At 63.5% G+C, this 19,218-nt stretch carries 16 protein-coding genes and 1 tRNA gene; 10 read left to right on the plus strand and 7 right to left on the minus strand.

What is annotated here, in order from left to right; genetic code table 11:
- Positions 1–107: 107 nt before the first annotated feature.
- Together NT151_09770 and NT151_09775 are read right to left on the minus strand one after the other, a co-directional pair.
- On the minus strand, positions 108–2,837 hold the full coding sequence (locus tag NT151_09770) for a TonB-dependent receptor (protein ID MCX6539202.1): 2,730 nt from the start codon (positions 2,835–2,837) through the stop codon (positions 108–110).
- A gap of 16 nt (positions 2,838–2,853) precedes the next feature.
- Entirely contained in the window at positions 2,854–3,216 is a 363-nt protein-coding gene (locus NT151_09775; GenBank protein MCX6539203.1) for a hypothetical protein, read from the minus strand.
- Between the two features lie 192 nt (positions 3,217–3,408).
- Here NT151_09775 and NT151_09780 point away from each other — a divergent pair, with 192 nt between their 5' ends.
- Positions 3,409–5,826 carry a sulfatase-like hydrolase/transferase gene (locus tag NT151_09780; GenBank protein MCX6539204.1) on the plus strand — a complete coding sequence of 806 codons (2,418 nt, stop codon included), beginning with the start codon at positions 3,409–3,411 and terminating at the stop codon, positions 5,824–5,826.
- Entirely contained in the window at positions 5,823–6,710 is an 888-nt protein-coding gene (locus NT151_09785) for a formate dehydrogenase accessory protein FdhE (GenBank protein MCX6539205.1), read from the plus strand. Before NT151_09780 ends, NT151_09785 begins: the two co-directional genes overlap by 4 nt.
- Here the strand turns inward: NT151_09785 and NT151_09790 are convergent.
- Positions 6,707–7,759: a serine hydrolase gene (locus NT151_09790; protein ID MCX6539206.1), complete on the minus strand. Its 1,053-nt coding sequence runs from the start codon at positions 7,757–7,759 to the stop codon at positions 6,707–6,709. The genes NT151_09785 and NT151_09790 overlap by 4 nt on opposite strands.
- Positions 7,760–7,892: 133 nt before the next feature.
- Complete coding sequence (locus NT151_09795) at positions 7,893–8,195, minus strand: glutaredoxin family protein (GenBank protein ID MCX6539207.1); 303 nt, start codon at positions 8,193–8,195, stop codon at positions 7,893–7,895.
- Positions 8,196–8,501: 306 nt separating this feature from the next.
- On the opposite strand from NT151_09795, the gene NT151_09800 reads away from it, so the two are divergent.
- Positions 8,502–8,717 carry a hypothetical protein gene (locus NT151_09800; protein ID MCX6539208.1) on the plus strand — a complete coding sequence of 72 codons (216 nt, stop codon included), beginning with the start codon at positions 8,502–8,504 and terminating at the stop codon, positions 8,715–8,717.
- Positions 8,718–8,927: 210 nt separating this feature from the next.
- Here the strand turns inward: NT151_09800 and NT151_09805 are convergent, their stop codons facing one another.
- The 3 genes from NT151_09805 to NT151_09815 form a co-directional block, all read right to left on the minus strand.
- Positions 8,928–12,140, minus strand: coding sequence for a TonB-dependent receptor (locus NT151_09805; protein MCX6539209.1), 3,213 nt, complete (start codon positions 12,138–12,140; stop codon positions 8,928–8,930).
- A gap of 180 nt (positions 12,141–12,320) precedes the next feature.
- Positions 12,321–13,667 (minus strand): VWA domain-containing protein, encoded by a 1,347-nt coding sequence (locus tag NT151_09810; GenBank protein ID MCX6539210.1) that lies wholly within the window; start codon positions 13,665–13,667, stop codon positions 12,321–12,323.
- A gap of 127 nt (positions 13,668–13,794) precedes the next feature.
- The gene (locus NT151_09815) at positions 13,795–14,430 is read right to left on the minus strand and encodes a hypothetical protein (GenBank protein MCX6539211.1); all 636 of its coding nucleotides are present in this window, start codon (positions 14,428–14,430) and stop codon (positions 13,795–13,797) included.
- Between the two features lie 188 nt (positions 14,431–14,618).
- On the opposite strand from NT151_09815, the gene NT151_09820 reads away from it, so the two are divergent.
- From NT151_09820 to kduD, 7 genes are all read left to right on the plus strand, one after another.
- A complete protein-coding gene (locus NT151_09820; protein MCX6539212.1) occupies positions 14,619–14,843 on the plus strand; it encodes a hypothetical protein in 225 nt (74 codons plus the stop codon).
- A 28-nt stretch (positions 14,844–14,871) separates the two neighbouring features.
- Positions 14,872–15,504, plus strand: a complete 633-nt coding sequence (locus tag NT151_09825; protein MCX6539213.1) for an O-methyltransferase — start codon at positions 14,872–14,874, stop codon at positions 15,502–15,504.
- Positions 15,505–15,580: 76 nt separating this feature from the next.
- Positions 15,581–16,123 carry a DUF2911 domain-containing protein gene (locus tag NT151_09830; protein MCX6539214.1) on the plus strand — a complete coding sequence of 181 codons (543 nt, stop codon included), beginning with the start codon at positions 15,581–15,583 and terminating at the stop codon, positions 16,121–16,123.
- 118 nt (positions 16,124–16,241) lie between these two features.
- A tRNA-Lys gene (locus tag NT151_09835) sits at positions 16,242–16,316 on the plus strand.
- A gap of 241 nt (positions 16,317–16,557) precedes the next feature.
- Positions 16,558–17,286: a hypothetical protein gene (locus NT151_09840; GenBank protein ID MCX6539215.1), complete on the plus strand. Its 729-nt coding sequence runs from the start codon at positions 16,558–16,560 to the stop codon at positions 17,284–17,286.
- A 133-nt stretch (positions 17,287–17,419) separates the two neighbouring features.
- Positions 17,420–18,238, plus strand: a complete 819-nt coding sequence (locus NT151_09845) for a 5-deoxy-glucuronate isomerase (GenBank protein MCX6539216.1) — start codon at positions 17,420–17,422, stop codon at positions 18,236–18,238.
- A gap of 209 nt (positions 18,239–18,447) precedes the next feature.
- Positions 18,448–19,206, plus strand: a complete 759-nt coding sequence (gene kduD, locus NT151_09850; protein ID MCX6539217.1) for a 2-dehydro-3-deoxy-D-gluconate 5-dehydrogenase KduD — start codon at positions 18,448–18,450, stop codon at positions 19,204–19,206.
- The last annotated feature ends 12 nt before the right edge of the window (positions 19,207–19,218 follow it).

Consider the following 19,218-nt stretch of genomic DNA (forward strand, 5'->3'; position numbering starts at 1 on the left):
CCTTCTTCACGGCAAACAGTTTAACATCGCGATGTACAAAACAAACGCCCCGGAGAAGTGAGTCCCCGGGGCGTGAAGAGTCGCCTGGTTCGCCAGGCGAGAAACAGCTAGAACGACCAGCGGCCGCCGATCGTGAGCTGACGGCCCGCGTTCATGTACTGCGGATCACCGAATAGCACCGTAACCGACTGGCCCGTTGCCGGGCTGGTCAGGCTCTGGTTCGGGTAGCGCGACAGCCGGCCCGTGACGATCTCCTTGTTGAACAGGTTCGAGATATCGGCATACACGCCGAAGCGATGGAAGCCGATATTGAAGACCTTTTCGAACCGGATATCGGTCAGGCTCTGGCTGTCGTTCAGGTTCGAGCCGAGCGGCTGGAGGTTGACGTTGATCGAGTTGGGCCAGGCGAAGTTGCTGCCGCTGATGCGGCGGTACGCTGTGTAGGGCGTCCCCGAAAGGTACTTGAAGGAGCCCGCCACCTGCACCTCGACGACCGGAATCTGGTACGAGGCATAGATCTTGACCTCGTGCCGCGCGTCATAGGCCGTCGGACCGTCCGTATTCACGACGGCGGTGTTCGGCGTCTCGAACTGGCCGCTGGAAATCCCCGCGTACGTGCTGTTGTTGATCGTCCCCTTGGTCTTGGAGATGACCCACGACGCCTGCCCCTGCCACCTGTCCTTGTACGCCTTCTGCAGGACGAACATCAGGCCGCGGTAGTTGCGGTAGGCCTTGGGGGCCGTCATCGTGCCGCCCGTAGACAGATTGTAAGTGACCTGATCGGTGTTCTGAATCAGGAACGACGGCACGTCAGACGGATTCGCCCACTTATAGAGCGTCATCGCCTGGCTGGTCAACGGGTTCGTGTAGCTGAACGGCGTCCAGGTGGCGTTCTGGAGTACCGAGTTCACGAAGTTCTTCCAGTCCCGAGCGATTCCCGTCGCCGTGAATTTGAAGTTCTTCGCGAACTGCTGCTCCCACGACACGTTGAACTCGTCCACCCGTGGATGCTTGATGTCGCTGCCCGTCGTGTAGCTTCTTGCCGTCGTGTAGTCCAGCGTCAGAGTGTTGTTCGGCCCGACACTGTAGTTGTAGGTGGGCGTGAGACCCGGTGCCGCCCGGCTCCAGGACGAAAACACCGCGCCGTCATAGAGCTGGCCGTAGTACGCGCGCAGCACGGACACGCCTCTGCCCGTCAGGTCGAAGGCCGCGCCCAACCGGGGTCCGAACGACTTGGTCGAGTACAGCTCGGCGTCCGTCGTGGTCGCATAGCCGCGCACGTTGTCGAACCGGAGGCCCAGGTTGGCCGTGAACCGGTTGATCTTCCACTGATCCTGCGCGTAGTACGACTCCCGCTTGCTTGACCCCTGCAGGTCGTACGCGTAGCCGTACGCGATGTACGGGCCGCCGTAGTCGTAGTAGAACACGCCGGCCGGCGCCTGCGCCGACGCGCCCGAGTACGCGAAGCGGTCGCGGATCGAGCTGCGCTCGACTTCGACGCCGAACTTGAAGCTGTGCTGGCCAGCCGCCCGCGCGTACTTGGTCAGCGACGCGTTCAACTGGTTGCGCGTGCGGTCGTACTGCGCGGTGTACCCGGCGCCGCCGGAGTAGGCGCTCGTGTCGCCGTCAAAGTGCGTCGGGTTCGGGCTGACCGGGTTCAAATCGTAGTAGCCCCACCAGCCGGTGAACTTCGCCTCGAAGAAGGTGGAGGCGCCCATCACCTTGCGGTACACGCCGTTATAGACGATTTCAGGCGAGTCCTGGTCGATCGTCTGGCTGTGGTTCGACACCGCGTATCCGGGAATAAGCCCCGTGCGGCCGGTCTGGTTGTAGTTGTCGTACTGGACCGACCCCGTGAGCGTGTCATTCGGCGTCATCTGGTACGTCAGCTTGAGGTTAAACCGCGGGCTCACCTCGCCGCGAACCGGCGGCCGGTACTCTGAGGTGTGATAGCGCTGAATGCTGGCGAAGAAGAACAGCTTGTCCTTCGCCAGGGGGCCGCCCAACTGCACCGTGTAGTCCTGCAGCTTCAGCAACTTGACCGGCGTCGCGAGCGTCGCGTTCTTCGCAATGATGTCCGCAGAGACGTTGCTCCAGCCGAGACTGTCATTCGAGTAGCGATACTCCGACAGGAAGCTGAACCGGTTGCCGCCCGACTTGGTCACGGTGTTGATGATGGCGCCGGTGAACCCGCCATACTCGGCGGGCTGGCCGAGGCTGCCCACCTGGACATCATCGATGATGTTGTAGTTGTAGAACACCCACGCCGTTCCGCCCTCCGGGTCGCGCGTGTCAACGCCGTCGAGCATCAGCGAGTTGGCCCCGTCGGCCGCGCCGCCGAAGGCCGAGCCCGAATTCACTCCCGGCGTGTAATTGAGCAGGTTGACGGCCGGGTTCGCATGCGTCATCGGCAAGTTGAACAGCACGTTCTGCGACAGGTTCGTGTCGGTCGCCGTCGTGGTGGTGTCCACTGACACGGCGTTCGCCACGACCTCGACGCTCTCGGTCAGTCCACCGACCACCATCGTCAGCTTGACTTCGGCCACCTTGCCGATGCCCGCATCCACTCTCTGCTCGCGCGGACGGAAGCCCGACAGTTCGGCCTTCACCGTGTATTCACCCGGAGTCAGCCCAAGGAACCGATACTCGCCCTGCGCGTCGGTCACCTGGGTCTGTGCGCCCGTCCTGCCCGTCAACGTCACAGTGACGCCCGGCAGCACGCCGCCCTGCTGATCCACGACCCTGCCCGTCACGGTCCCGGTCAGCGTCTGCGCGCCAGCCGTCACCGCCAGAGCCAGGAACGCGACAAGGACGGCAGAAATCCACATACGTCTCATGATCATGCCTCCTTGTTTACTGTCCGGTCCGCACCACAGAGTGGATGCGGTCGTGTTTCCAGGAATAAATCGCGTAGCCGGTGCCTGCAACCAGCACCGCCATCGTGACGATTCCCGCCGGCGTCTTGAAGAACGACGGGGTATCGAGGGCGGACTTGTCGGCCGTCTTGCCGGTCTGCTGGCTCTGCTGGGCCATGCTCCGAGCCGCCGCGGCGGCCTCATGGCTGGCCGCTTTCGCGATCGACGCCCTGAGGTTTGGCGCCTGCGTAGACGAACCGGGTTCTGCCGCCGCCACGGGCAGCGGGATCAGCGCAACGGCAACCGCGAGCATGACTGCCCGGGGTAAGGCGCCGCGCCAGGAAGCAATCCTGACTGTCACGTTGTGCTCCTCCTTGAAAAAAGACCAGACAGCAATGACGGCATCGGAGACTACTGCCGGTGTATCTCGCACACGCCGTGCCAGCCGGAGTATACAGAAAAGTGCCTATCAAGCGCCAGTTTCTTGAGAGGAAGCCGTCACGCCAAGGCCAGCCCATCCAACTGTTTGTAGCAAATTCAAGAGGATGGATCCATGCTGATGCTCGGGTTGACGGCGGTGGGCGCAGCAGGTCACGATGGAGGGGTGAATCGCACCGGTCTGGTCGCTGTGTTCCTGCTATCTACGCTGACGCTGGTCGGCGCTGCGGTCGCGTGGTGGCAATGGTGGCCGCACTCGCAGCAGGCGCAGGGTGGAGTTGACCTGGGAGCCCTCCCCGGCCGGGCCGGTCGCGACGGCCTGAACCTGCTGGTCATCACGCTGGACACGACGCGTGCGGATCGGATCGGCGCGTACGGGTACCGCAACATCGAGACACCCGCCATCGACCGGCTCGCCGCTGACGGCGTCCTGTTCGAGCAGGCGATGAGCAGTGCACCGCTGACGCTACCGTCCCATTGCAGCATCTTCACCGGCCGATTCCCTCCCGAGCACGGCGTGCGGGACAATGGCGGGTTCTTCCTCTCCCCGACACAAACCACCCTTGCCACGATGCTGAAAGCCCGAGGGTTCCAGACCGGCGCGGTCGTCGGTGCCTACGTGCTCGACGGCAAGTGGGGCCTCAACCAGGGTTTCACAACGTACGTCGACGATTTCGAGTTGCCCGAGAACAGCGGATTCGGCATCGGGGATGTGAAGCGGCCCGGCAATGACGTCGTGGATCGCGCGCTGCCGATGCTGGAGAAGATGAAGCACTCGCGGTTCTTCGCGTGGATTCACTTCTACGACCCGCACTCGCCCTACGAGTCGCCCGAGCCCTTCAAGTCGCGCTATGAGAGGCGGCCCTACGCCGGCGCGATCGCGTTCACCGACTCGCAGGTGGCCCGCCTCATCGCGTTTCTTGAAAGCAACCAACTGCTGGATCGCACGATCGTCGCCGTGCTGGGCGATCACGGCGAGGGCCTGAATCAGCACGGCGAAGGTACACACGGGTTCTTTATCTACGAGAGCACGACGCGGGTGCCCTTCATCATCCGCGCACCCTTTGAGAAGACGCGCGGCCGTCGCATCGCGGACCCGGTCCGCACCGTGGACCTCGTGCCCACGGTGCTCGACCTGCTTGGTCTGCCCGCGGCAAGGGACATCGCCGGCGTCAGTCTCGCGCCATTGCTGGCTGGTACCAGAAAGACACTCGATCTCGAGGGCTACGCCGAGGCGCTCTATCCCCTCCACCATTTCGGGTGGAGCGAGATCAGGGCGTGGCGCGCCGGCCAGTATAAGGTGATCGATGCGCCGCGGCCCGAATTATTCGATCTCGACAAGGACCCGGAGGAAACGCACAACCTCTACGCGGAGCGGCGTGCTGTCGCCGATGGCATGCTGGCCAGGTTGCGCGCGCACGAACATGACGCCGCCGGCCCCGCCGCGCAAAGCATGCCTGACGTGGATCCCGAGGCGCGCGCCCGGCTGGCCGCCCTGGGCTACGTTGGGTCGTTTGTCGCAACGGTCTCCGGGCCGAAGAGCGATCGCGCCGACCCCAAGGACAAAATCGAACTGTTCAATCTGATGATCCAGTCGCGCGAGATCGCCAAGGACAAGGCGTCGTCCGAGCGCGTCATCGCGATGCTCAATAAGGTGATCGCCGAAGACCCGAAGGTGATCGATGCGTGGTTCAACCTCGGCAACGTCCACTATAAACTGGGGCGTTTCGAGGAGGCCATCAGGTACTTCTCGAAGACGCTCGAACTCAAACCAGACTACGACCTGGCCGTGGTCAACATGGCCAACGCTTACCGGCGGTTGGGAAAAGACGATGCGGCACTGGCCGGGTACGAGCGGTACCTCAGCATCGATCCCAAGAACGCGCACGTGCGGTACCAGCTTGGCGAAATCTACCTCGACCGCGGTGACGTCCCGCGCGCCGAGAAGAATTTCCGGCAGGCGCTCGAGATCGACAAGCGCGTCGCCGCCGCGCGCAACGCGCTGGGCGCCATCGCTTTCACGCGCGGGGATCTCGCCACCGCCGAGCGGGAGACGCGCGCGGCCCTCGCCCTGAAGAGCACCGTACGACTGGCGCACTTCAACCTTGCGCTGATTGCCGAGGAGCGCGGCGATCTCACGACGGCCGAGTCCGAGTACAAACAAGAGCTCGCGCTGCACGCCAAGACCTACAAGGCCGCGTTCAATCTGAGCCGAGTATACGAACGTCAGAACAGGATCAATGATCAGATCGCCCTGCTCAAGCAGTCGATTGCCGCCAATCCCTTGTTTGCCGAGGGCCATTTCTTCCTGGCCAAGGCCTACCTCGACGCCGGCACGAATCTACTGGAGGCCATGTCGTTGGCTCGAAAGGGACTCGAGATCGACCCGTTGTCAACGGTCGCCCCCCTCGGTCACTTCGTGATCGCCGGCGTGATGCTCAAACAAGGACAGCCAGCGGCGGCCGCCGCCGAAATGGCCCGAGGAAACGCGCTCGAGGCGCGGCTGGCCCGCGAGAAACAGGTGACGCGATGACCGAGCCGCCAACCAGGCAGCGGTTGGAACGCCCCGACACGCCGGAGGTCGCGGCACTCAGGCGCCTCAAGACTGCGCAGCCCCAACTGGCCAGCGCGGTAGACATGCAAGTCGAACTCGTCACGCTGTATCGTCGGGCCCAGACCCGGGTGACCACCCGGGTATTCGACCTCGGAGCCGAGGCCCTCGCGGGCAGGCTTTCGGCCGGCACGCCGATCGTGCAGTTCAGCGACGTCCCGTTCGATTGGCCGGAACTGAGGGGATTGTTCAGACAGATCGTGGACCTGCTCCGGCGATTCGACCTGGTTGAGCCATCGGAGTACGACGCGATGCAGGCGCTGGTGCGATCGGGGCGCCCGAATCCTGATGAAGTTGCGGCCTGGTACAACCTCAGGGCCACTCAAGGGCATGCCGATGCCGCAATCCCGGATGCCGGCAGCACCCAGACGCAGGTACTGTCGCTGGCCAGCCGTCCGTTTCTGAGCCGGGCGGTGGAGATGATCCACCAGCGCGTCGACTTGTCGCCGTGGATGCGCCCCTATTGCCCGTTCTGCGGCGGCGATCCTGAACTCGGCGCGATCAGTGAGACCGGCAAGCGCCGGCTCATCTGCGGCCGGTGTGCCGGGCAGTGGCCGTTTGACGATACGGCGTGCCCGTACTGCGACAGCCGTGACCCGGGACAAGTCACGTCATTTGAATACGGCTGCTGGCCCGACGCGAGCAAGGACGGTGTCTACCGCCTGACCGGCTGCGACGCGTGCCACCGCTATCTGAAGTCGTATGTCACCCGGGGCGCATCGCGACCGGTGATGCTGGACGTCGACACCATCGGCTCGCTCCTGCTGGACGCAGCCGCCGCGCAACGCGGGTATACCGGCGGTTAGTGCTGGGTCTGTGAGGCGGGACCGTGAGGCTGCCCAGGGCGCCCGCCGAGCAGCGACTGCGCCTTGCTGGTCACCCAGCTAAGCAGGTTCTTCGTCTCCGAGAACCGGCCCGCATTCGAACGGGCGCCCAGCACGACAACCGCGACGGTCTGGTCGAGGTCGGGCAGATGGAGCAGCGTCACGAGACAGTAGCCGGCCCGAGCGATGAAGCCCGTCTTGCCACCCCGCACGTCCACGCCGGTTGAGCGCAGCAACTGGTTCGTGCTGTGGATGGTGAGGGCCCTCCTGCTCGTGCGGAACGAGTACGCCTCGGTGCGCATGATGGTCGAGATCAGCGAATCGTCGGCGGCGTAGGCGATCAGCCTGGCCATGTCGTATGCCGATGACACATTCTGAGCGAGCAGACCTGACGGGTCGGCGTAGCTCGTGCTGGTCAGCCCCAGTTCGGCCGCTTTCTGATTCATCCGCACGACGAATCCCGCCGCCCCGTAGGGAGAGACGCGGGCGATCACTCTGGCCGCCACATTGTCGGACGAGATCAGCATCAAGTGCAGGAGATTCTGGAGCGACACCTTCTCGAGCGGCCGCAAGTGTGTCACCGAGGCGCCCCGGATATCGGCAGCGGTGATGATCACCTGCTGCGCCATGTCGGGCGCCTCTTCCAGGAAGCACAACGCCGTCATCACCTTGGTGATGCTCGCGATTGACCGTTGGTCAAACGCCTTTTCTTCCCACAACACCTTATTGGTCGCGGGGTTATAGATGATGGCCGCCTCGGCACGAACATCCGGCACCACATCACCCTGGGCGTCGAGTTTCAGCCGTGGCTGGTTCGCCTGCGCCTCGCGGGCCCGCGCTGCCGCCTCGGCCTGCGCCAACCGGGCCTTCCTCGCCTGCGACGTCGCGGCGGAGTACTTCGCCGACGCACGACCCCTTGCGGCGCCCTGCGCCTGCACCCTCGCCACACAGAAGTCGCCAGCCGCCACCGCGACCAGGCACACGACGCCCGCCGTGACGACGCGCTTCAACTGACGCTTCGGATGGCTCATAGCAACGGCCCGTAGCAATTGGACAGACTTAAACGCAGAGTCTAGCAAATCATGGTGCAAACGCATACGGAAAACTGCCTCTCCGCGGTGAATCTCCACACCCGGTCGCTCGTTCCGAGCGGGGGGCGTGCCGTCAGTCGTCGTCGTACGGATCCGGTCCAACCGACTCCGGAAGGCGGAATGGATCCTCCTTCTGCATCGCCTCCGCGTGTTCAATCACCCGGGTCCACGTCTCGACGTTGAAGCCGACGACCGCCTCGTAGCCCGCCACGAGGGTCGGGACCTCGGCTCGACCAGTCAGGGTCAGCATGTCCCGCAGCGCCTCTGGATTGTCGGTGATGCCATATTCGACGTAAATGGGTGCTCGCCGGTCGAGAAACGCCTTGGCGTCCCGGCAGTGCGGACAGTCGCGCATCGTGAACAGTTTGTTCTTCATCGGCGGCCGCCCATACCATCGTTATCGGCTCCACGGGCTTCCAACTGGAGTCGTTTGTCGATTCTTCCCACTTTGAGTATGCGAGCTCCCAGGCCGCCTTGCGATCCAAGGAACGGAATCGTCAATCCAATCGTCCAGAGTTGTAGACGGATCGGCGGCGAAGCCTGTCGACGACACGACTGGCCCTTGGCTCAAGATCCGCATGATGTGGCCGATATTCGTAGTAGATCGCCGGACTGTCGTGCAATTGATTCACGCACTTACGTCGGTACATCATTTGCATATACGCCCGGTAAGGAGAGTGTCATGAGCCTGGTTCGGCTCCTCGGATTTGCGACGCTGTCGTGCGGTTGCGTGGTCGGCCGGTACCGCGAGCTGGCGACCAACCGCGAAGTCGCCTATGTTGAAGAAAAGGGACAGTGCTGCGATGCGCATGCCCACCGCCGGAATCACACGATCCAGGCGAGCCGGGCGGCGGTGGCCGTGTTTCCTCAGCAAATGGTGACCGCGAAAGCGTCCTGAACAGCCAGACTTCCCTGCCACCTCGGCCGGTGCCATCGCCCGGCCGCTCGCCTTGTCGTCTCCATCAGTACTTCCCAACGCCATCGCCTCTGATCCGCCGGGTCGAATCGTCTGCGCCCCGGCCTACGGCCCTTCCATGCCCGTGGAACGCGAACGGGGCCGGCGCCCGAAGCGCCGACCCCGTTCGACGTCACGAAACGTGCGAAGAGCCTAGAAGCGGAACCGGACGCCGAACTGGGCTTGCCACCGCGACCGCAGATCGTCGCGCGTCAAGACGTTCGCGTACATGTTCTGAGTCGTGGCAGCCACGCTGTACTTGAGCAGCCCGGTGGCCTGGTCGATGCTATAGCCAATCGCCTGGCCGCTCGACGGGAACGGCCCCCACCACTGCCAGCCCCAGTTCTTGTTCAACAGGTTGAGCAAGTTGATCACGTCGGCGGTCAATTCGACCTTCGTCTTGCCAGGGGTCGAAATCGTCACGGCGTATCGGAAGTCGAGCTGATTAGCCCACGGCGCCCGCAGCGCGTTGCGAGGCATGATCTTGCCGGCGTAGTCGAGGGCGCCGGGAAAACGCTGGAGCCAACCGTAGAAATTGTCCCAGGTCCCGCTCGTGATCACGACCTGGCTCGAAGCCGCTGGGATGTACAGCAAGTCGTTGCCGCTGGCAGAGTCACCGTTGGCGTCCTGGCTGTACCGGAGGTCAAACGGACGGCCCGACTGGCCGTTGTAGAAGAACGACACGCTGCTCCTGATTCCGCCCCAGAGCGGGATCGGGAGCGTTGCCGACAGATTGACGCGGCTACCTGGTGAGTAGTTGGACAACGCGAGCGCGGGGTGATTCGCGTCGAAGCCGATCGGCGTGCCCGTGAAGTTCGAATTCGCCACGCTGGATGTGCCATCAACCGTGGAGTAGGCGCGGCCATACAGGTACGACGCCGCAAAATTGAACCCATTCTTGAACGGGCGTTCCACCTTGAAGGCCATCGACCAGTTGTACCCCTGGTTCGTGTTGGTCAGGAGGAGGACGTTGTTCAGGTTGGGATCCGGACGCAAGGTCTGCTGCCCGAATGACCACGCCGTACCGACTGGTTGTGGACCCGTCCCGTTGTACTGCGTCCGGCCATCCGGCTGCAGGCCCGTCGCCTTCATGTTCAGGTTCTGGTAGAAGATGTCCTTGACAGTCTTCGAGTAGAGCATTTCGACCGTGCCGAACAGGCCCCAGAACCCGAGGTCGCGGTCTAACGCGATGTTGCCCCTGAGGACCGACGGGAAGCTGTAGTTCGGATCGATGACGTTAATGGTCTGCCGACCCGCCGCGCCGCCCGTCACTGTCGTCGGCTGGTTATTCGGATCCGCAACGAACGGGATCATGTTGCTCGTGCTGTATGACGTCGACAGGTTGGTGAACTGCACGCCCGTGTTGCCGTACTGATTCGACAGCCACACATATGGCGTCCTACCGGTGAACAGGCCGAGGCCGCCGCGAATCTGCGAGCGCTTCGACCCGCCCCCGCTCAAATCCCAGTTGAAGCCCGCCCGCGGTGACCACATCGCCGGTGACGGCACCACGTTGGTGGCGTATCCGAAGTCGGTGACCGCAAGGGGATTGGCCAGTGGTTTGTCCGGGAACCGCGGCAGGTCGACGCGGGCGCCGTACGTCACTGTGAAGTTGGACGCTGCGCGCCACTTGTCACCGGCGTAGAAGCCGAACTGCTGCACCGAGAACTGCGCCGACTCGTTGGGGTTCGCGGTGTTGGAGAAGTAGTGATAGAACTGCTGTGCGAGCCCCGCCTGGAAGTTCGCAATGCTCGAGAAGGTGTAGGCACCGTAGGCGTCCTGAATGAACAGGTTGTAGAACTTGTAGAACTCGTTGTGCGTGCCGATGGAAATCGTGTGGTTGCCCTTGACCAGCGTCAGGTCGTCGGTCAACTCGATGATGTCCTGGTTCAGCGCGTTCGCCTGCGACGAGTACTCGGTGCCGAAATAAATGCTGTTGCTCGTGCTGCCTGGCATGTAGATCCGCATCTCGGGGAACGCCGGATTCCCCGGCTGGCCGCCACGCACGTTGCGCTCGCGCTGATAGGTGACGCGCATTTCGTTGAACATCGAACTGCCAATCGTCGTGTTCAACTGCGCCACCGACGACAGCATCTTGTCCGTCATGTAGTAGAAGTGGTCCGGCAGGTTGTAGGTGCTCGCGCTCTGCGAGCCCACCGACGCGACAGCGTTCACGTAATTCACGCGCGTCGTCAGCTGGTTGTGCGATGAGAGGTTGAAGTCGGCCCGCCCGAAGATCTTGTCGCTGTTGTTCGGCTTGCTCACCTCGCTCACGCCACCGGGATTGTACTGATACACCGTCTGGAGAATATTGAGCACCGACTGGACGTCGGCGAGGTTGTTGTTCCACTGCGAGCCCGAGGTGCCGTCGAGCGAGAAGCCGACCGGCGTCAACTTGCGGGCCCAGTCCATGTTGCCGAAGAAAAATGCCTTGTTCTTGACGATCGGCCCGCCAATGCTGAAGCCGACTTGCTTGTCGCTGAACGCGCCGACCTTGCTGTCAGGCGGCGTCGCATTCGCGAAAGTGGGAAGGGCGGGAATCGTGCCCATGAACTTCTGGTTGCGGCCGAAGTAATACGCCGTCCCATGGAAGTTATTCGAACCGCTCTTGGTGATGGCATTGATGCCGCCGCCCGAGAACCCGCCCTGCCGCACGTCGTAGGGCGACACGAGGACCTGGATCTCCTGAATGACATCCAGGCTGACCGGCTGCGTGCCCGTCTGCCCACCCGGCGTGCCCGTCGACGACAACCCGAACACGTCGTTATTCACCGCACCGTCGATCAGCATGTTGTTGTAACGGTTGGGTCGGCCAGCCACGCTGACCTCCTGATCGTTGCCGGTCGCAGCCTGCGAGATGTTGACGAACGGCGAGGTGCGCGCAAAGTCGTTGATGCTGCGCGAAATCGAGGGCAACGCCTCGATCGTCTGCGTCGCGATGTTCGAGGCCGTGCCCGCCCGCGTCGTGTCGATAATCTGCGCGGTCGCTACGACCGTCACCGATTCCTGCACCGACTGCAGCGCCAGCACGAACTCCACCTCGTGCGACTCGCCGAGCGCCACCTGGAGACCATTCTGATCCTGCGTCTTGAACCCGCTCATCGTCGCGGTCACCTTATAGGGACCGCCGACGCGAACGGCTAGGAACGTGAAGCGCCCATCGGCCTGCGTCACGGTCTCGTAACTGGTTCCTGTTGGTCCGTGCACGGCGACCACGGTCGCGCCGGGCAGCACGGCTTTCTGCGCATCCATCACCACGCCGACCAACGTTCCGGTCGTGAGGTTCTGGGCCGACGCAGACTGTGCGCCAATCATCAGCGCGCATACCACGGCGAACGCCAGCACGGCCCTCATCTTCAGCTGCATGAGTCATTCTCCAAAAGGAAAGAGCGTCCCTGGGATTGGGGTGTCGCGCGTTGCGAGATCCCCTGAAGGAGTACGAATACCCAACAGCACACAGGGGCCAACACGCCAGCAAGCAGTATACACCGAAGGGGCACGTGTCAAGGCGGCACGCGCGGCCCCACCCGGACGGCCGACCCCGGCCTACTTTGTGACTTTCGTGACTTTCGGCGCGGGGGCCTTCTTGAGCGAGTAGGTCTGCCGCGACCAGACGTCCAGATCTTTCCGCGTGACTTTGACTTCGACGCGACGGGTGCGCCTGAGCGGATCCGGATTCGACGAATAGTAGCCGAGCATGTAGTAGTCGCTGGTCTCGGCGTCAATGCGCTTGAGCGCCTTCTCGTAGTCATTCTGATTGACCACAGCGATGCCGCCCGTCAGTTCGGCGAGCACCCGCAGGCTGCTGATCGACTTCTCGACGTAATTCGCCCACTCGGTGGGATCCACGTTCTCGTCGAGATCGGGCATGCCGATCAGGCCTCGCGGGTCGAACGTGTAAATGGTCGCGTTGGCCCGATTGGCCGACCGCGTCAACTCGGAGAGCTCGCGCGCAAGATCGGCATCCGCGAAGCGATTGCCCGACGTGGACGACGGATCGGTCGAGGTGCTGGTCGTGTCCGAACCCGCCTGTTGCGCCGCCTGCTGCGCCGCCTGCTTCTCCTGCGTCTTCTGCTGGTTGTTCTCGAAGACCGAGTCGGCTTCGCCCGACCGCGATTTCTCGAACGGATTGAAGTCGTACCCGTTACTCAGATAGATCAGGGCCTTGCGCCGATTGTGCACCTGTTCGAGTTGCGCCATCAGATCTTCGGCCGTCGAAAACGCCACGTGCGCCCGATAGCGGACCTCGCTCGGCCCCTCCTGCCCTTCCGGCGCCTGGATGATGTCGGTCGGCTTCAGCGCGCCGCCCATCACCTTCCCGATCGCTTCGTCAATACGCTTCGCGTCGTACGTGAGGTCGATGGCGATAGACGAGGTGCCCGTCGACACGATGCCGAACATGTCCCCCTCGTGGATGAGCGTGTTCTTGATCTTCTTCAGCAGGTCCCGCACCCGATGCGTGTTCTTGAAGTCCAGGTGCAGGTCGTCGATAAACAGGATGAAGACGCGCCCCGAGGCATCGTTGGTCGGACGCGCCGGAGGCAAAATAATGCCTTCGGGCGGCGGCGGTGGCGGAGGCAGCGCGACGTTGGTCACCCGGCCTCCATGCACCAGGACCAGCGACGACACGTTCTGCACAACCCCGTCTTCGAGCACCTCGAATTGTTCTTTGGACAGATCGGCGACAAACTGGCCCCGCCCGTCCCGCACGATCACGTCGGTCGTGACCAGATCCACCGACGTCCGGTAGACCGGCTTCTGCATGGTGTCGGCGACCGGCGTTGCCGGCGGTTGGCTCTGCTGGCCCGGCGGCGGCGGGGACTGCGCCATCAGCACGGCGCTTGCCAGGAGCATGCCCACACACGTCGCATATCGGGACCGTACGGATTTCATGGCAAATCCTTCAGCGCTTGGGGTTTCTTCCGCTTCTATTCTACCGCAGACGCACCCCCACTCGGCACGGTGTGCCCGGGCGTACGACCCGACAAAACTTCAGACGTCGAACCGGCGAGGCTGGCCGCTATCTGCCCTTCCGAACGGCCTTGCTGGCGGGCTTGCTTTTCGTCTTTGCGGCTGAGGTGGGTTTCGCCTTCGGCCGGACTTTCGCCGTCGTCTTCGATCGAACCTTGGCCTTGACAGGCCGGGCCTTCGCCGCCTTGTGACCAGCGGCTTTCTTGCGGGGCGCCGCGGCCGCTGCCGCCGCCCTCGCGGCCGAGAGCTTGGCGTCAATCGGCGACTTGAACACCTGCGTGAACCGGATCTGATCCCCGATCAGGTGGTAGGTCCAGATCTCGGTGACGCCAATCCTGTTGTCGCGGCACAGGCGCTTGGCCACTTCCACCGATCCGGCCGGCACGTACAGCGCGAATTCCGTCGGCAGGCGGCCGTAGGCGGCCCATTGGGCCATGGCTTCAAGGGCGTTGACCGACTCGCCGGTCTCGACCTCGACAACGCCCGCGAGCTTCTTGCTGCGGCCTGTGGGCATCAACACCAGATCCGGGTAGATCGTCTCAGGCCCCGTCCCCACCGGCGCGGTGGTCTCGTTGCCCGGGTTGAGCCCCACGTTGAAACGACGACGGTACCGCGGCTGGAGCAGCCGGATAATACGGTCGTGTTCCAGTTGTTCCCGCACCGGACGGACGAGAATCGGGCTCACAAAGCCCTCCAGTTGCGTCGAATCAAGGCTCCACCAGCGGAGCGACCGAGTTTAGCACGGAATCCCCCAGATTTCGCGGCCTTGCTCGCCTGTTTCGCCAGATGTTTGCCCGATTGGAGGCCAAGCCGGTGTGCAATTGTGTGCAAGACCTGCGGATCACGACTGCAGGCGCCGATACAGCCACAGTGATGAACACCGCCACCGCTGCTGCCACCGTCAACGTCACGCAGGTTCGGCTCCCCCACGTCGTACTGGTCGAAGACCAGGAACGAGCGGCGCGCGGACTCGAAGAACTGCTCGAGATCGAGGGATTCCGGGTCACGCTCGCTCAGTTGACCAACGTGCACGACCGGACGGTCGAGTACGTCGGGCCTGATAGAATGATTGAGCTGGCTCCACACGATCAGGGCTAATTTCTTTTCTTCCAGAGAGTCGGTCGCGATGAATGCAAGACGCCTAGCCGCCGGTGGTGTGTGCCTTCTTCTGTGTCTGTGCGCCGCCACGGCCTTCGCTGATCCGCCCACCCCTGCCGCCGCCGCCGCGGTATTGAAGCGGATTCGTTCGGCCGACACGAACCTGCTGGCGGTCTCTGAGGAAGACGGACGGATGCTGCGGCTGCTCGCCGCCTCGAACCACACCAGGCGCGCACTCGAAATCGGATCGGCCCAGGGCTACTCCGCGATTTGGATTGGGCTGGGCCTGCGCGAGACCGGCGGCCGCCTGGTCACCATCGAGTACGATCCGCAGCGCGCGAAAGAGGCCGAGGCCAACATCCGCGCCGCCGGTCTCGCCGACATCGTGCAGGTGGTGTCCGGAGACGGGTTCAAGGTCATCCCCTCACTCACCGGGACATTCGATTACGTGTTCCTTGACGCGTGGAAGCGAGATTACCAGCGGTTCTTTGATCTCGTGTTTCCCCGGCTCGACAAAGGCGGCCTGTTTCTCGGCCACAACGTGGTGAACAAGGCCGGCGAGATGGGTGACTTCCTCAAGACACTCCGCACGCACCCTGGCATGCTCAGCACCATCGTGTCGCCGTCGGGCGAAGGCATCTCGGTGTCGTGGAAACGGTAGGATCCGCCCGCTCCCGCCCATCTGATAAACTCATCTGAACGACTCGCGTCAACCGCCCTCCGAGGAGGATACGCAGATGACGACTCGCACCCGTGTCTTCGCGGCCGCTTTGATTGCCGCTACTTTGATCACGGCGCCTCTCGCGCTGACCATCGACGCCCAGCAACCCCCGCTCAGCCCGCCCGGGACTGCCAGTATCAAGATCGGCGCGGCCACGATCACGATCGATTACAGCCGTCCGTCGATTCGCGGGCGGAAGATCATGGGCGCCCTGGTGCCCTACGACAAGGTGTGGAGGACGGGCGCCAACGCGGCCACAACCCTCAAGACCGATGCGGCGCTGGACCTTGGTGGCGCCGTCGTGCCGGCCGGCACGTACACGATCTATTCGTGGCCAGGCGAGAAGGCCTGGAAGCTCATCATCAACAAGCAGACCGGCCAGTGGGGCACGCAGTATGACGAGAAGCAGGATCTCGCCCGCGTGGATCTGAAGGTGGAGTCGCTGCCAGCCCCGGTGGAACTGTTCACGATCACGCTGGCCGCCGCTGGCGCCAACGCCGGCACGTTGACGCTGGAGTGGGAGACCACGAAGCTGAGCGTCCCGTTCAAACTGAAGTAGCCTCGTCGACGGCGAGCCCGGGCGCGCAGTCTCTGGCGCACTGGCTCGCCGTTGGTGTGTTCGGACTCCCCTGCTTCGGCCCAACGGCGGGTTGGAGGAGGTAGAATACCGATCGGTCGGGCCGGTAGCTCAGTGGTAGAGCATCGCACTTTTAATGCGGTGGTCGTGGGTTCGATCCCCACCCGGCTCACCAGCCTTCGCTCACCTCCGGTTCGTTTCGCTTTCCTCGGTGAGCTTCGGCTGGCTTCGCGAACCGGTAATGGCGAAGGCTGCGCGTCGAAGCGACGGGAGGAGGATGTCAATCCGGACCGTTGCGAAGGCGGGCCTCCTTCGGCTGGCTTTGCAAGCAACCAAGGCGGCGTCTCTACGTCGCCCATCGGCAGCAGCGGTCGGGCGCCGCGACGGGCACCCTTTGGAACAATGAGGAACGACACATGAAGAAGCTCATCCTGGCGGCGCTCGTGCTCCTGATCGCGGTTCCGTCCGCGTTCGCCGACACCTACGTGAAAACCAAGACCCACAGCGACGCCGTGGCCATGATGGGCCAGAGTACGCCGGCGCGCGACGAGACGATGGAATCCTGGATCTCCGCCGGCCGATACGCCACTGGCGGCGCCGACTCCTGGTTCGTGATCGATGTCGGGAAGAAGGTCGCGTACTTCATCAATCACAAGGACAAGTCCTACGTCGAGACACCGCTGCCGCTGGACTTCGCCAAGCTTCTCCCAGTCGAAGCGGCTGGCATGGCCGACATGATCAAGGCGTCGGCGACGGTCAAGCCGACGACCGAGACGAAGAAAATCGGCTCCTGGGACTGCACCGGATACGACGCCACGATGACGGTGATGGGCATGCAGATGAACATGCGCATCTGGGCTTCCACTGCCGTCCCATTCGATTTCGCCTCCTTCAACGCGACGATCATGCCGGTGGTCCTGCAGGGACAGATGCGCGTCGCCGACGCGTCAGTGGCCGAATTCGCCAAAATCAAGGGCTACCAGATCGCCTCGGAGATGACGGCGGACATGATGGGCGCGAAGATGCGCATGACGCAGGAAGTAGTCGAAATCGCTGAACGTCCGGCGCCCGAGAACATCTACGCCCCGCCGGCTGGGTACAAGAAGAACGCCACACTGAGCATGACGGATCTGCAGAGGCGCTAAGCGGTGCTTCGACTCGCAATGACAGTTTCGTCTGCTTGCGTGCCGAACCGGTGAAGGACGCTCGCTCAGCACTAAGTCCTGAGTGAATAGACTCGTCGCCGAAATCATGAATCGATGGACTTAGGAGGCACACGTGTCGACGGCTGAACTTGCCCGTGATCGGATCGTGTTTCGGCGGACCAATGCACTGAAGGGCCGGCATCTATCGGTGACGCCGGCCAACAGTGCGACGCGGCATCTGAGCTACGGACGCATCATCCTCGATCGGAGCGTCCCGAGCGTGCAGTTCGGCTCGGGTGGAGACGAAGTCGGCCTGGTGTGCTTCAGCGGCTCGGCCACGGTTGCGACCAGCGGCTCGGTGTTCACACTGGGACGGTACGACGCGCTCTACATTCCGCGCGATCAGACGATCGAGGTCGCGACCTCGTCCGAGGTCGACATCGTCGAGTGCCGGGCGCCGGTCGAGGGGCACTACCCGCTTCGCTTCGTGCCGTACGCCGAGGTGAAGAAAGACCCGGGCCTGCACTTCCGCGCCGGCGGGCCCGCGACGACGCGAACGTTAAACGTGTTACTCGGCAAGAACGTCGAGGCGGGGCGGCTCATGGCCGGCGTGACGTGGTCGGAACCGGGCAACTGGACGAGTTGGCCGCCCCACGAGCACGCGGCGCTGGCCGAGGAGCTGTACGTCTTCTACGACATGCCGCCTGAGGCCTTCGCCATTCAGATGGTGTACACAGACAAGATGGAACCGGAGCGCGTCGAGGTCGTGCATGATGGTGATGTCATCGTCATGCCGACTGGATTCCATCCCAACGTATCCATCCCCGGCCATGCCGTCAGCTTCATGTGGATCATGGCCGCGCATCGCGAGACCGAAGACCGCAAGTTCGGGCTCGTGAACGTGCATCCCGATTTCGCGCAGGCGCCGTCGGGCCTCGACAAGGGGAGATAGGGATTCGGGTGCCTTCGGCTTCGGCGTGCCAGCGAATCGGGGTTCGGGAGTGCGTGTGACAGTCGATTTCCTGGGATCGCCGGGCTCCAGCCCGGCCCGAGGAAGAGCCACGCTGGAGCGTGGCGATCCCGGGGAGTCTGCCTGAGGGCTTCGGCGAAGCAAGCGGGATTCGGTATTCGGGATTTGTCCGAGGAGAGACGATGAGTGGCATCGCACGACAGTTCAGCCTGGAAGGGCGCGTGGCACTGGTGACCGGAGCCGCCGGTGGTCTTGGCGCGGGGATGGCCATTGGTTTGGCCGAAGCGGGCGCTGATGTAGTCTGCCACGACCTGCTGGCGCCCGACGCCACAGCGGAGAAGGTGCGGGCGCTCGGCCGCCGCTCCGCTGCGGTCGCCGCCGACCTGAGTGACCACACAGCCCCGGCCCGCCTCGCCGCCGACGCCGAAGCGGCGCTCGGGCCGATCGATCTGTTGGTCAACAACGCCGGCACGATTCGGCGGGCTCCCGCCGCTGATCATTCAGACGACGACTGGGACCTCGTGCTCGCCGTCGATCTATCGAGTGCGTTCCGGCTCTCGCGAGAGGTCGGACGTCGGCTGATTGCCCGGGGCGCGCCCGGGAAGATCGTCAACATCTGTTCGCTGCTGTCGTTTCAGGGTGGCATTCTGGTGCCATCGTACGCGGCGGCCAAGGGTGGCCTCGCGCAGTTGACCAAGGCCCTGGCCAACGAGTGGGCCTCAAAGCGTATCAACGTCAACGGGATCGCGCCCGGCTACATGGCCACCGATAACACGGCGCCGCTCCGCGCCGATCCGGTGCGCAGCCGTCAGATTCTCGACCGCATTCCAGCCGGACGATGGGGAGACCCGGCGGATGTCGCCGGCACGGCAGTCTTTCTCTGTGCGCCCGCCAGCGACTACGTCACCGGTCACATCCTGGTCGTCGACGGGGGCTGGCTGGCGCGGTAGCTAAGTCCTTCG

The sequence above is a fragment of the Acidobacteriota bacterium genome, assembly GCA_026393675.1.
Lineage (GTDB): Bacteria > Acidobacteriota > Vicinamibacteria > Vicinamibacterales > JAKQTR01 > JBAXOX01.

Excerpts from the sequence above, each read along its gene's own strand:
- NT151_09770 (MCX6539202.1), bottom strand. The coding sequence starts at position 2,837 with ATGAGACGTATGTGGATTTCTGCCGTCCTTGTCGCGTTCCTGGCTCTG.
- NT151_09780 (MCX6539204.1), top strand. The coding sequence starts at position 3,409 with ATGCTGATGCTCGGGTTGACGGCGGTGGGCGCAGCAGGTCACGATGGA.
- NT151_09785 (MCX6539205.1), top strand. The coding sequence starts at position 5,823 with ATGACCGAGCCGCCAACCAGGCAGCGGTTGGAACGCCCCGACACGCCG.
- NT151_09790 (MCX6539206.1), bottom strand. The coding sequence starts at position 7,759 with ATGAGCCATCCGAAGCGTCAGTTGAAGCGCGTCGTCACGGCGGGCGTC.
- NT151_09795 (MCX6539207.1), bottom strand. The coding sequence starts at position 8,195 with ATGAAGAACAAACTGTTCACGATGCGCGACTGTCCGCACTGCCGGGAC.
- NT151_09800 (MCX6539208.1), top strand. The coding sequence starts at position 8,502 with ATGAGCCTGGTTCGGCTCCTCGGATTTGCGACGCTGTCGTGCGGTTGC.
- NT151_09805 (MCX6539209.1), bottom strand. The coding sequence starts at position 12,140 with ATGCAGCTGAAGATGAGGGCCGTGCTGGCGTTCGCCGTGGTATGCGCG.
- NT151_09810 (MCX6539210.1), bottom strand. The coding sequence starts at position 13,667 with ATGAAATCCGTACGGTCCCGATATGCGACGTGTGTGGGCATGCTCCTG.
- NT151_09820 (MCX6539212.1), top strand. The coding sequence starts at position 14,619 with ATGAACACCGCCACCGCTGCTGCCACCGTCAACGTCACGCAGGTTCGG.
- NT151_09825 (MCX6539213.1), top strand. The coding sequence starts at position 14,872 with ATGAATGCAAGACGCCTAGCCGCCGGTGGTGTGTGCCTTCTTCTGTGT.
- NT151_09830 (MCX6539214.1), top strand. The coding sequence starts at position 15,581 with ATGACGACTCGCACCCGTGTCTTCGCGGCCGCTTTGATTGCCGCTACT.
- NT151_09840 (MCX6539215.1), top strand. The coding sequence starts at position 16,558 with ATGAAGAAGCTCATCCTGGCGGCGCTCGTGCTCCTGATCGCGGTTCCG.